The sequence below is a fragment of the Pseudomonas sp. 3HC3 genome, from assembly GCF_044904505.1.
GTDB classification, from domain to species: domain Bacteria; phylum Pseudomonadota; class Gammaproteobacteria; order Pseudomonadales; family Pseudomonadaceae; genus Aquipseudomonas; species Aquipseudomonas putida_Y.
In genome coordinates, this window is record NZ_JADDRH010000005.1 from 215,355 (window position 1) to 227,192 (window position 11,838).

Below are 11,838 nucleotides of genomic sequence, written 5' to 3' on the forward strand. Positions count from 1 at the left end.
TTTCTGCACAGCTCCCGGATCGCCGCATGACCGACAGTTTCGTCACCCAGTGCCCGCATTGCCAGACCAGCTTTCGCGTCACCCACCACCAGTTGAGCGTGGCCCGCGGTGTGGTGCGCTGCGGGCATTGCCTGCAGGTATTCAATGCCGCCAAGCAGTTGCTGGAGCAGAACCGCGCCGCGCCCACCAGCGCCCCCGTGGTACCGGCGTCGGCACCTGCAGCGCCTGCCGAACCGGCGCCAGAGCCTGCCATCAGTGTACGCGGCAGCTCCCCTGACCAGGACTGGGCGCTTACCGCCCAAGCGCTGGACGAGCTTGACCTCGACAAGGAACTGGAGCGCCTGGAGGGTCGCGGCCAACCGGCCCCGACCCGCCCGGCCAGCCTAGGTGATCAACTGCAGGCACGGCGCGACGAACTTCACCCGGACGAGCACGCAGAAGACCTTTTCGACACGGCTACCGATGAGCCCTACGCGCCGCAGGAACCGGCAGAGCCTGGCTCAGTACGACTGGAGCCTGAGCCCTTGGAACTGGACCTGGAGCCTGAACCCGGCGAGCGCACCGAGCCGACCCTGGGCAGCAACCTTGACCTGGACATCGATGGCGAGCCGCCCGCGCACCGTGCGGCCGAACGCGATGACCATCCCGCGCTCAGCGAACCGCTGCGCATCAGCGATGACGAAACCCCGGAAAAGGGCCTGAGTGCCCGTGACGACGAGCCATTGGCGCTGCGCCTCTCGGCGCATGACGACGAGCCAGTCGAGCCGCTGCCCGGAGAGCGCCTGGAACCAGGCCTTGCCGGCAAACCTGAGCGCCCCTCGCGCAAGGAGCCGCTGGTCGACGTGGTCGACGACCCGCTGCAGCTGGGCTGGGAAAGACCCGCACCCCACTGGGGCAAGCGCCTGCTGTGGGGCTTTCTGACCCTGCTGGCTGCCGGCCTGCTGGCCTTCCAGTACGTATGGTTCCACTTCGACGAAATGGCCCGCCAGGACCAGTATCGGCCGATTTTCCAGCAGATCTGCCCGATGGTCGGTTGCCAGGTGCCAACCCGCGTCGATATTGCACGGATCAAGAGCAGCAATCTGGTGGTGCGCAGCCACCCGGACTTCAAGGGCGCCCTGATTGTCGACGCGATCATCTACAACCGTGCGCCGTTCGCCCAGCCGTTCCCGTTGCTGGAGCTGCGCTTCGCCGACCTCAATGGCCAACTGATCGCCAGCCGTCGCTTCAAGCCCAGCGAGTACCTGTCGGGCGAACTGGCAGGGCGTGGCGAAATGCCCAGCCAGACGCCGATCCACATTGCCCTGGACATCCTCGACCCGGGGCCGAAGGCCGTGAATTACAGCCTGAGCTTCCGTTCGCCGGAATAAGCGACAAGCGGCCAGCAGCAAGCCACAAGACAAGAGGCCCAAAACGTAGCCGCTTTTGGCGTGTCGCTTGCTGCTTGAAGCGCAAAGGCATAAGCAGGCAACTGTTCAGATTTTATCCAAATCCATCTTTATCCAGTCATCGAGAGCGGGTATCATGCCAACCCTTTTTCGAACTCCAAGATTCGGCCCCACAACAGGGATCACCTATGTCGGCGGTACGCATCGGCCAATACACACTACGTAACAACCTGATCCTCGCGCCCATGGCCGGGGTGACGGATCAGCCTTTCCGTACGCTTTGCCAGCGCCTGGGCGCCGGTATGGTGGTGTCGGAAATGGTAAGCAGCGACATGAGCCTGTGGAACAGCCGCAAGTCGAGCCTGCGCCGCATCCATGAAGGTGATCCCGAGCCACGCTCGGTGCAGATCGCCGGCGGTGATGCGCAGATGATGGCAGCGGCGGCAAAGGCCAACGTCGAAGCGGGTGCCCAGATCATCGATATCAACATGGGCTGCCCGGCAAAAAAAGTCTGCAACAAAGCCGCAGGCTCTGCTTTATTGAGAGATGAAGCCTTGGTCAGCGAGATCCTCCACGCCGTGGTCAGCGCCGTGGACGTACCGGTGACCCTGAAAATCCGCACCGGCTGGGACCGGGCGAACAAGAACGGCCTGAACGTGGCGAAGATCGCCGAACAGGCTGGCATTCAGGCGCTGGCGGTGCATGGCCGCACACGTGCCGACCTGTACACCGGCGAAGCCGAATACGACACCATCGCTGCCATCAAGCAGGCGGTGTCAATCCCGGTTTTTGCCAACGGCGATATCACCTCGCCAGAAAAGGCCCGGGCGGTGCTGGAAACCACCGGGGTCGATGGCCTGTTGATCGGCCGGGCTGCCCAGGGGCGGCCATGGATCTTTCGCGAGATCGAGCATTACCTGCGCACTGGCGAACACCTGCCAGCGCCGCAACTGGACGAAGTGGAACGCATCCTGCTGGAGCACCTGGCCGCGCTGCATGCCTTCTATGGCGATGTGATGGGCGTACGTATCGCCCGCAAGCACGTTGGCTGGTACCTGGCAACACGACCCGGCGGCAAGGAGTTTCGCGCCCGGTTCAACGCTTTGGAAGACACACAAGCGCAGTGCGCCAACGTTCGCGCGTTTTTCAGCGAACGTCGACAGAGCCTTGAGACAGAGGACGGACAAGGGGTGGCCGCATGACGATGATGACCGAGACATTTGTGAGTGGAACAACGCCCGTGAGCGACAACGCCAACCTGAAACAGCACCTCAACACGCCGAGCGAAGAGGGCCAGACCCTTCGCGACAGCGTCGAGAAGGCGCTGCACAACTACTTCGCCCACCTGGAAGGCGCGACCGTGACGGACGTGTACAACCTGGTGCTCTCCGAAGTCGAGGCGCCCCTGCTCGAAAGCGTGATGAACTACGTGAAGGGCAACCAGACCAAGGCCAGCGAGATGCTCGGGCTGAACCGAGGCACCCTGCGCAAGAAGCTCAAGCAGTACGACTTGTTGTAAGCCAGAATCCCATCCAGAAAAGGCGACTCCCTGAACAGAGGCGCCTTTTTTGCTGACTCCACCGCGTTATTGGAATCCGAAATGACCGACCAGACTACCCGCCTGCCAGTCCGCCGCGCCCTGATCAGCGTCTCCGACAAGACCGGTATCCTCGAATTCGCCCGTGAGCTGCAGCAGCTCGGTGTCGAGATCCTGTCCACCGGCGGCACCTACAAGCTGCTCAAGGACAACGGCGTAAACGCGGTGGAAGTGGCCGACTACACCGGCTTCGCCGAAATGATGGATGGCCGGGTCAAAACCCTGCACCCGAAGATCCACGGCGGCATCCTCGGCCGTCGTGGTACCGACGACGCCATCATGAACGAGCACGGCATCAAGCCGATCGATCTGGTTGCGGTCAACCTGTACCCGTTCGAAGCCACCATTTCCAAGCCTGGCTGTGACCTGCCGACCGCCATCGAGAACATCGACATCGGCGGCCCGACCATGGTCCGCTCGGCAGCCAAGAACCACAAGGACGTGGCCATCGTGGTCAACGCCAGCGACTACGCCGGCATCGTCGAAGGCCTCAAGGCCGGTGGCCTGACCTATGCCCAGCGCTTCGACCTGATGCTCAAGGCGTTCGAGCACACTGCCGCCTACGACGGCATGATCGCCAACTACATGGGCACCATCGACCAGGCCAAGGACACCCTGAGCACCGAGGCGCGCAGCGAGTTCCCGCGCACCTTCAACAGCCAGTTCGTCAAGGCACAGGAAATGCGCTACGGCGAGAACCCGCACCAGAGCGCGGCGTTCTATGTAGAAGCCAAGAAAGGCGAAGCCAGCATTTCCACTGCTGTCCAGCTGCAAGGCAAGGAACTGTCATTCAACAACGTGGCCGACACTGACGCCGCGCTGGAATGCGTGAAGAGCTTCGTCAAGCCGGCCTGCGTCATCGTCAAGCACGCCAACCCGTGCGGCGTGGCGGTAGTACCGGAAGACGAGGGCGGCATTCGCAAGGCCTACGACCTGGCCTACGCGACCGACACCGAGTCGGCGTTCGGCGGCATCATCGCATTCAACCGTGAACTGGACGGCGAAACCGCCAAGGCCATTGTCGACCGCCAGTTCGTCGAAGTGATCATCGCTCCGAAAATCTCCCAGGCCGCTCGCGACGTGGTGGCTGCCAAGCAGAACGTACGTCTGCTGGAGTGCGGCGAGTGGCCAGCCGAGCGCGCTGCCGGTTGGGACTTCAAGCGCGTCAACGGTGGCCTGCTGGTGCAAAGCCGCGATATCGGCATGATCACCGCCGATGACCTGAAGATCGTCACCAAGCGTGCCCCGACCGAGCAAGAGATCCACGACCTGGTATTCGCCTGGAAAGTGGCCAAGTTCGTCAAGTCCAACGCCATTGTCTACGCCAAGCAGCGCCAGACCATCGGCGTCGGCGCCGGCCAGATGAGCCGCGTCAACTCCGCCCGCATCGCTGCAATCAAGGCCGAGCATGCTGGCCTGCAGGTGCAGGGCGCAGTCATGGCGTCGGATGCATTCTTCCCATTCCGTGACGGCATCGACAATGCAGCTAAAGTGGGTATCAGCGCCGTGATCCAGCCGGGTGGCTCGATGCGTGATGCTGAAGTCATCGCTGCTGCCGACGAGGCCGGCATCGCGATGGTCTTCACTGGCATGCGCCACTTCCGCCACTAATTACGCGGATCCCGAGGCGAGTCGAGATCCTGTGGGAGCGGGCTTGCCCGCGAATACGATGGTGGATTCACCGCCGCATTCGCGGGCAAGCCCGCTCCCACAGTGTTCGGTGCAAGCCACGGGATCACTTGAATCGAGGTTTTGACATGAAAGTTTTGATCATCGGCAGCGGCGGCCGTGAGCACGCCCTGGCCTGGAAAGTCGCCCAGGACCCACGCGTCGAGAAAGTCTTCGTTGCACCGGGCAACGCCGGTACCGCCATTGAAGCCAAGTGCGAGAACGTCGCCATCGACGTGTGCGCCCTGGAACAATTGGCAGACTTCGCCGAGAAAAACGTCGACCTGACCATCGTCGGCCCGGAAGCACCGCTGGTTATCGGCGTGGTCGACCTGTTCCGCAGCCGCGGCCTGGACTGCTTCGGCCCAACCAAGGGCGCGGCCCAGCTGGAAGGCTCCAAGGCCTTCACCAAGGACTTCCTCGCGCGTCACAAGATCCCGACCGCCGACTACCAGAATTTCACCGAGATCGAGCCAGCGCTGGCCTACCTGCAGGAAAAAGGCGCGCCAATCGTGATCAAGGCCGACGGCCTGGCGGCAGGCAAAGGCGTGATCGTCGCCATGACGCTGGAAGAAGCCGAAGCAGCCGTGCGTGACATGCTGGCTGGCAACGCCTTCGGTGAAGCCGGTTCGCGCGTCGTGATCGAAGAGTTCCTCGACGGCGAGGAAGCCAGCTTCATCGTCATGGTCGACGGCCATAATGTGCTGCCCATGGCCACCAGCCAGGACCACAAGCGCGTCGGCGACCAGGACACCGGCCCGAACACGGGCGGCATGGGCGCCTACTCCCCTGCCCCGGTCGTCACCGCCGACGTGCACCAGCGCGTGATGGACCAGGTGATCTGGCCAACCGTGCGCGGCATGGCCGAGGAAGGTAACGTCTACACCGGCTTCCTCTACGCCGGCCTGATGATCGACAAGGCGGGCAACCCCAAGGTCATCGAGTTCAACTGCCGCTTCGGCGACCCGGAAACCCAGCCGGTCATGCTGCGCCTGGAGTCGAGCCTGGTACTGCTGGTGGAAGCTGCATTCGCCAAGGCCCTGGACAAGGTCGAAGCACAGTGGGACCCGCGCCCGAGCCTGGGCGTGGTCCTGGCAGCTGGCGGTTACCCGGGCGATTACGCCAAGGGCGACGTGATCAACGGCCTGGACGCTGCCGCCAAGATCGAAGGCAAGGTGTTCCATGCCGGTACTGCGCTCAAGGATGGCAAGGTAACCACCAACGGCGGGCGCGTACTGTGTGCCACCGCCATGGGCAGCACCGTTGCCGACGCGCAGCAGCAGGCTTATCGCCTGGCCAAGGAAGTCAGCTGGAACGGCAGCTTCTACCGTTCCGACATCGGCTATCGGGCCATCGCCCGCGAGCGCGGTGAGCACCAGCAGTAAGTATTACCGGTTTGCCGTAGCTGATTCAGCTTGCGGCATCCGGCTCGTCGACAGGGCCCGGCATGGGCCTTGCCTTCGACTTGGCGCGCCGCGCATAGTGAGTACCCGGCACATCGGCCAAGAAGGGATTTCGTAGTGCGTCGGCTTCGGATTGCCTCAGTTCTGATCGTCAGCTTGCTGACCCTGCTCTGCATGTTTCCGGCTGCGGCCGAACATGACGGTGGCTGGACCGTTCTGCTCGACGAACAGGCCAACCTGCAACTGAGCGATGTGCGCTCCGAGCGCTATCGCAACCAGTTCAGCCCACTGCCTCTCGCCGACCTTGACGCTGCCCCGGCTGGGCAGGCCTTGTGGTTGCACTATCGTCTGGCTCCAGGTGACCAGGAGCAACTGCTGCGGGTATTTGCCCCGGACCTTTCTGGCCTGGACCTCTACGCCCTTGAAGGCGAGCAACTTCTGCGTCAGCTGCACCACGGGCGCCAGGCCGGCAATGCCAGCCCGACCCTGCGCGGCAGCGACCATGTATTGCCCCTGCCCAACAGCAGGCAACCGCTGGACATCTATCTGCGCCTGGTTTCAGAGCACCAGCTGCGGCCGGCCATCAGCCTGGAGTCTGCGGCCCAAGCGGCCTCGGACCAACGCCAGCCGCTGCTGTTCGGCATGCTGTTCGGCGGCCTGATCATGCTGATCATGCACAACCTGATCCGCTTCCTCTACACCCGCTCCAGCACTACCCTGATCCTGGCGCTATACCACGGCCTGATGCTGCTCAGCGGTCTGATCCTGCTGAACCTCAGCGGCCCCTGGTGGCATGTGTGGCACAGTGCGCAAACGCCTGCTGCCTACCTGACGCTGGTCCTGGCCGGCCTGTCCGGGCTGTATTTCACCCAACATTTCTTTTCGCCGTGCAATTCGCCACGGCTGAATCGCCTGCTGCAGGGTGAGATGCTGATTGTCGGGCTCAGTGGCCTGGTGCTGCTGTTCGTCGATACCCTGCCACTGAACCTGATGACCTACGCCCTGATGGCGCTGGGCAGCGTGAGCATGCTGCTGGTCAGCAGCTACCACTGGTACAAGGGCTATGCTCCCGGGCGCTTGTTCAGCCTGGCCATGGTGGTGTTCAACCTCGGAGGCCTGGTACTGCTGCCAGCCCTGCTGGGCCTGACACGCACCTCGACACCCTGGCTGCTGTGCATCCTGCTGGGCCTGACCGTGGTCAGTGGCCTGCTGCTCAACCTGGCAGTCAGTGAACGGCTGCGGCGCATAAGCGAGGAGCGTTTCAGCGCCAGCCGTGCACTGGCCGCCAGCGATGCGGAAATCAACGCCAAAGCCGAGTTTCTGGCCAAGATCAGCCACGAAATCCGCACCCCAATGAACGGCGTGCTAGGCATGACTGAACTGCTGCTGGGCACACCGCTGTCGGTGAAGCAACGTGATTATGTGCAGACCATCCACAGCGCCGGCAACGAGCTGCTGACGCTGATCAACGAAATTCTGGACATTTCCAAGCTGGAATCCCGGCAGATCGAACTGGATGATGTGCAGTTCGACCTCAACGCGCTGATCGAGGATTGCCTGAACATCTTCCGCGCCAAGGCCGAGCAACAGAACATCGAGCTGATCAGCTTCACCCAGCCACAAGTACCGCGGGTTATCAGCGGAGACCCGACGCGCCTGCGCCAGGCCTTGTCGAGCCTGCTGGAAAACGCCCTGAAAAACACCGACCAGGGCGAGATCCTGCTGGTGGTGGCGCTGGATCAACGCGGCGAGGTGCCACGCCTGCGTATCGCCGTGCAGGACAGCGGCGAGCCGTTGCCCGCCGCCGACCGTGAAGCCTTGTTGCAGGCCGAGCTGCACAGCCACCACTTCCTTTCCAGCAACAAGCTGGGCGGCCACCTGGGGCTGGTCATCGCCAAACAGCTGATCGGTCTGATGCAGGGCGAGTTCGGCATCAAGAGCAGCACCGGCATGGGCAACACCCTGTGGCTGACCTTACCGCTGGACCCTTCGCGCCTGGAACAGCCACCGGCGGACCTCGACAGCCCGCTGCGCGATGCCCGCGTGCTGGTGGTGGACGACAACGACACGTGCCGCAAGGTGCTTGTACAGCAGTGCAGCGCCTGGGGCATGAACGTCAGCGCGGTGCCGTCAGGCAAGGAGGCCCTGGCCCTTTTGCGCACCAAGGCGCACCTGCGCGACTACTTCGACGCGGTGCTGCTGGACCAGAACATGCCCGGCATGACCGGCATGCAGCTGGCCGCCAAGATCAAGGAAGACCCGAGCCTGAACCACGATATCCTGGTGGTGATGCTCACCGGCATCAGCAATGCGCCGAGCAAAGTCATCGCGCGCAACGCCGGGGTCAAGCGAATACTGGCCAAGCCGGTGGCCGGCTACACGCTGAAGACCACCCTGGCCGAAGAGCTGGCCCAGCGCGGCCGGGAACAGGCGATGCCTGCCAGCCTGCCTGGCACCCCCCAGGCGCTTGACCTGCCAGGCGATTTCCTCGTGCTGGTCGCCGAAGACAACAGCATCTCGACCAAGGTGATCCGCAGCATGCTCGGCAAGCTCAACCTCAAGCCTGATACCGCCTGCAATGGTGAAGAGGCCTTGCAGGCGATGAAAGCGCAGCATTATGACCTGGTGTTGATGGACTGCGAGATGCCGATACTGGACGGTTTCTCGGCCACCCAGCAGTTGCGGGCCTGGGAAGCTGAAAACCAGCGCCAGCGCACGCCGGTGGTGGCACTGACTGCGCACATACTGGCCGAACACAAGGAACGCGCGCGGCTGGCGGGCATGGACGGGCACATGGCCAAGCCGGTGGAGTTGTCGCAGTTGCGCGAGCTGATTCAATACTGGGCCAATCATCGGGAAGTCAAGGCGGACCCGGCACATACTCCCTGACCAATATCCAATGCTCTTGCAGGAGCGGCCTCGCGACACAAGGCCGCGCCGGCATAAACCCCAAGGAACACTGCTCATGCTCCATGAGTTGTTCAGCGTCTACCTGAAAATGCTCGTGCTCTACAGCCCGTTCTTCGTGCTGTCGTGTTTCATCAGCCTGACCCGCGGCCACTCCAGCAAGGAGCGCAAGCAACTGGCCTGGAAGGTCGCGTTCGCAGCCTTGGTCGCCAGCGTGATGCTGTACCTGTTCGGGCGGGCGATCTTCGGTATTTTCGGCATCACCGCCGATGCCTTCCGCATCGGTGCCGGCAGCGTGCTGTTCATTTCGGCCCTGGGCATGGCCCAGGGCAAGCCGGCGGTACAGGCCGACAACGTGCAGCAGGATGTGACCATCGTACCGCTGACCATTCCGCTGACGGTTGGCCCCGGCACCATCGGTGCCCTGTTGGTGATGGGGGTAAGCCAGCCGCACTGGGATGAAAAACTGCTGGCCATCGTCAGCATTGCCCTGGCCAGCTTTACCGTAGGCCTGGTGCTTTATCTATCGCACGGCATCGAGCGCCTGCTCGGTGACCAGGGTTTGCAAATCGTCAGCCGCCTGATGGGGCTATTCGTCTGCGCCCTGGCAGCACAGATCATCTTTACCGGGATTCGCGGTTACCTGCTGCCCTAGGGTATAGAGCCTAAGCGGTCCAGACCGGTAGGCCGGAGGCCTACAACCGCAGCTCAAGGATAGCCTTGCCATTTTGCTTGTCGACACTGGCCTGGGCCCGCTTGCGGTAGTCTTCGCGGAACCCCTGCAAGTTGAAGTGGATCACTTCGACACGCATGTCCAGGATTTTTACTTCACTGTTCAACTGCATGAACAGGAAGTCCTTGGAGGTCTTTTTCATCGACATTTCCATGTGGACCAACACCATGTCGATGAAGCCGCTCGACTGCTGGGAGCAAGGCAGCAACTGAAAACGTCCGACAGCTTTGGAGACTGCCCGGGATTCAAACGCGGTCAAGGTCTGGCTGTCATTACGCAGTGCCTGAAGCGACGACTGGGCAGATTGATAATGACCGGCGGAGCCTTTCTGACGAACCTGGGCAAGCGCCTGCTCAGCAAGGCTGGTCCTGTCCGGCCCCGGTCGAGTCGCAGTGGGCGCGAGCTTGCCATCAAAGCCCAGAAACGCGAGGTTACGCCAGTAGTTCCTGAACCAGTCCGGCTCCAGGCCTTCGTTAAAATCCCCCCAGGCAACTTGCTGGGCAAACGCATTGGCCAACAGGATGTCGTCACGGGCTTCGCGGCTAACACCTGGCAAGAATGAAAGCAGGCTGCTGTGGACGAGTTTGCCACTGGCGGCATTTTGATTGAACTCACTCATTGTCGACTCCTGATGATGTCGCAAGTTTGACCTGGCTGCGGTACTGCAATTGCTTGACCTTGATGGAGTCATGCAAGCCCGTACTAATCGAACTGATCACTTTTTCATGGGTGAAATAATTGGCATCGAACTGCTGAGCGGGATGGACACTTGCAAGTTTCAGTGGCTGCCACAGCCAATCCGTCGCCAGGTTCTCTGCTGTGCTAAAGCCCAACTCGGTACTGATGACGCCGGAATCAGCCAGTATCAGGCGTAACTCCATACGTACATGGCTCACACCCTCATCGTCCGGGGGCCGAACACACTCCACCCATAACAATTGTTCAATAGCGCCGTCTGGCTGGGCGGCGTAAGCGTCGAGGCATTTGGCTACCGGCCCCTGAAGGGCGCTTGGCACACCTGCCAAGAGATTGGTCCGCAGCATCTTCCACGGTTCACAGACCACTGCGGGTTCAGCAGGCGCGGCGCCGGAATGCAAGGTCGCGACTGTGCAGCCGAAGTTACCCTGAATTCGCAGATATTCCTTGTGCCACACAGCGTCCTGAATGGCGTGCCCCTTGTTAGCGGTCAGGTAGGCTGCCAGCTGAACATCCAACAGCGCTTCTGCTCGTGAAGCACTGACGGAGTTGTCGATCAATACCAGGCTATTGCCGTTCAACCACAAAGTGTAATTGGCATGCATCAGTAGGCCCTCCAGGCCCGTCGACGCCGTGTCGACAGGCCAACTTCATAGTCAGAGTTCCAGTGCCAGCAGGACCTGCAGGGCATTGTCGTCAAGTTTGGTTTCTACAATGGCGCGAACTTTGTCGTATCGGCGGCTATCGAAATTCAACACCGCACCACAGACAAAATTGGAGGTGCCGCTGCTTTCCCATTTGGCCAGAAGATAGTTGGCAGACTTGTCAGGCTTGGCGTCGGTCTGGATCGCACTGACCAGCATCGCCACCTGACCTTCGCCAGTTTGCTCACACTTGACCAGGCTCAGTTCGGTTCGGTCATCTTCCACCGACTTGCGATTGAGCAACTCGACGTATTTGGTACTGGCGGCCAAGGCTGAAACAACCGTTTTGCCGAGATTGTCCAGGGCCATTGCCACATCGCCAGTGAAAGCGCCATATGCTGCCTGCAGGCCCTTGCCTAGCAGGTTGCTGATCTCAAGGTGCATATTGCGTTCAGTGAGCTGCTGTACGTCGACATTGGTTGACGCCCAGCCCAATTTGGACATCAGGTAGATGTAGTGCTTGAACCAAAGCTGCGTTTCACGCATAGGGTCATGCTGCCTGTTGGCACCTTGCGTAGCCAAGGCATGACAAGCCTTTGCAGCATCGCGGTTTTGCTCACTCATTTGGTCGGGGAACACGAACAGATTCTTGTCCGGCAGAACCTGAAGCTGCAGCTTCTCTTTATCGGTCGTCATGGGAAAGGTCTCCAGGAAGGGTACGGTTGAAGCCAATTGGCTCCAGCCGCAAACCTACCTGTGCCCTTTGCATCAATCTGCCACGAAGCAGTTCCTCATCTGCCCG

Annotated in this window: 10 protein-coding genes; 7 read left to right on the forward strand and 3 right to left on the reverse strand. The window is 61.5% G+C overall.

Annotation, left to right across the window (positions count from 1 at the left end; genetic code table 11):
• Positions 1-26: 26 nt before the first annotated feature.
• The 7 genes from INQ47_RS11330 (at position 27) to INQ47_RS11360 (ending at position 9,618) form a co-directional block, all read left to right on the forward strand.
• Positions 27-1,370, forward strand: a complete 1,344-nt coding sequence (locus INQ47_RS11330; protein WP_404701701.1) for a DUF3426 domain-containing protein — start codon at positions 27-29, stop codon at positions 1,368-1,370.
• Positions 1,371-1,576: 206 nt separating this feature from the next.
• Positions 1,577-2,590 (forward strand): tRNA dihydrouridine synthase DusB, encoded by a 1,014-nt coding sequence (gene dusB / locus INQ47_RS11335; RefSeq protein WP_003249695.1) that lies wholly within the window; start codon positions 1,577-1,579, stop codon positions 2,588-2,590.
• A complete protein-coding gene (gene fis / locus INQ47_RS11340; RefSeq protein WP_012274390.1) occupies positions 2,587-2,907 on the forward strand; it encodes a DNA-binding transcriptional regulator Fis in 321 nt (106 codons plus the stop codon). Before dusB ends, fis begins: the two co-directional genes overlap by 4 nt.
• 81 nt (positions 2,908-2,988) lie before the next feature.
• Positions 2,989-4,596: a bifunctional phosphoribosylaminoimidazolecarboxamide formyltransferase/IMP cyclohydrolase gene (gene purH / locus INQ47_RS11345; protein ID WP_003249687.1), complete on the forward strand. Its 1,608-nt coding sequence runs from the start codon at positions 2,989-2,991 to the stop codon at positions 4,594-4,596.
• Between the two features lie 146 nt (positions 4,597-4,742).
• Positions 4,743-6,038, forward strand: a complete 1,296-nt coding sequence (gene purD, locus INQ47_RS11350; protein ID WP_003249685.1) for a phosphoribosylamine--glycine ligase — start codon at positions 4,743-4,745, stop codon at positions 6,036-6,038.
• Between the two features lie 135 nt (positions 6,039-6,173).
• A complete protein-coding gene (locus INQ47_RS11355; RefSeq protein ID WP_404701702.1) occupies positions 6,174-8,945 on the forward strand; it encodes a response regulator in 2,772 nt (923 codons plus the stop codon).
• 76 nt (positions 8,946-9,021) lie between these two features.
• Positions 9,022-9,618 carry a MarC family protein gene (locus INQ47_RS11360; RefSeq protein ID WP_014592545.1) on the forward strand — a complete coding sequence of 199 codons (597 nt, stop codon included), beginning with the start codon at positions 9,022-9,024 and terminating at the stop codon, positions 9,616-9,618.
• Positions 9,619-9,658: 40 nt separating this feature from the next.
• Here the strand turns inward: INQ47_RS11360 and INQ47_RS11365 are convergent, their stop codons facing one another.
• From INQ47_RS11365 to INQ47_RS11375, 3 genes are read right to left on the reverse strand one after another with little or no spacing between them, the layout of a single operon-like run.
• The gene (locus INQ47_RS11365) at positions 9,659-10,315 is read right to left on the reverse strand and encodes a hypothetical protein (protein ID WP_252460508.1); all 657 of its coding nucleotides are present in this window, start codon (positions 10,313-10,315) and stop codon (positions 9,659-9,661) included.
• A complete protein-coding gene (locus INQ47_RS11370; RefSeq protein WP_404701703.1) occupies positions 10,308-10,997 on the reverse strand; it encodes a hypothetical protein in 690 nt (229 codons plus the stop codon). The genes INQ47_RS11365 and INQ47_RS11370 overlap by 8 nt, the downstream gene beginning before the upstream one ends.
• 51 nt (positions 10,998-11,048) lie before the next feature.
• Positions 11,049-11,732, reverse strand: coding sequence for a hypothetical protein (locus INQ47_RS11375; RefSeq protein WP_404701704.1), 684 nt, complete (start codon positions 11,730-11,732; stop codon positions 11,049-11,051).
• Positions 11,733-11,838: the final 106 nt, after the last annotated feature.

What these genes read in the sequence shown, in the direction of transcription:
- INQ47_RS11365 (WP_252460508.1), bottom strand. Translation starts at nt 10,315, where the DNA reads ATGAGTGAGTTCAATCAAAATGCCGCCAGTGGCAAACTCGTCCACAGC.
- INQ47_RS11360 (WP_014592545.1), top strand. Translation starts at nt 9,022, where the DNA reads ATGCTCCATGAGTTGTTCAGCGTCTACCTGAAAATGCTCGTGCTCTAC.
- INQ47_RS11375 (WP_404701704.1), bottom strand. Translation starts at nt 11,732, where the DNA reads ATGACGACCGATAAAGAGAAGCTGCAGCTTCAGGTTCTGCCGGACAAG.
- INQ47_RS11370 (WP_404701703.1), bottom strand. Translation starts at nt 10,997, where the DNA reads ATGCATGCCAATTACACTTTGTGGTTGAACGGCAATAGCCTGGTATTG.
- purH (WP_003249687.1), top strand. Translation starts at nt 2,989, where the DNA reads ATGACCGACCAGACTACCCGCCTGCCAGTCCGCCGCGCCCTGATCAGC.
- dusB (WP_003249695.1), top strand. Translation starts at nt 1,577, where the DNA reads ATGTCGGCGGTACGCATCGGCCAATACACACTACGTAACAACCTGATC.
- INQ47_RS11330 (WP_404701701.1), top strand. Translation starts at nt 27, where the DNA reads ATGACCGACAGTTTCGTCACCCAGTGCCCGCATTGCCAGACCAGCTTT.
- fis (WP_012274390.1), top strand. Translation starts at nt 2,587, where the DNA reads ATGACGATGATGACCGAGACATTTGTGAGTGGAACAACGCCCGTGAGC.
- purD (WP_003249685.1), top strand. Translation starts at nt 4,743, where the DNA reads ATGAAAGTTTTGATCATCGGCAGCGGCGGCCGTGAGCACGCCCTGGCC.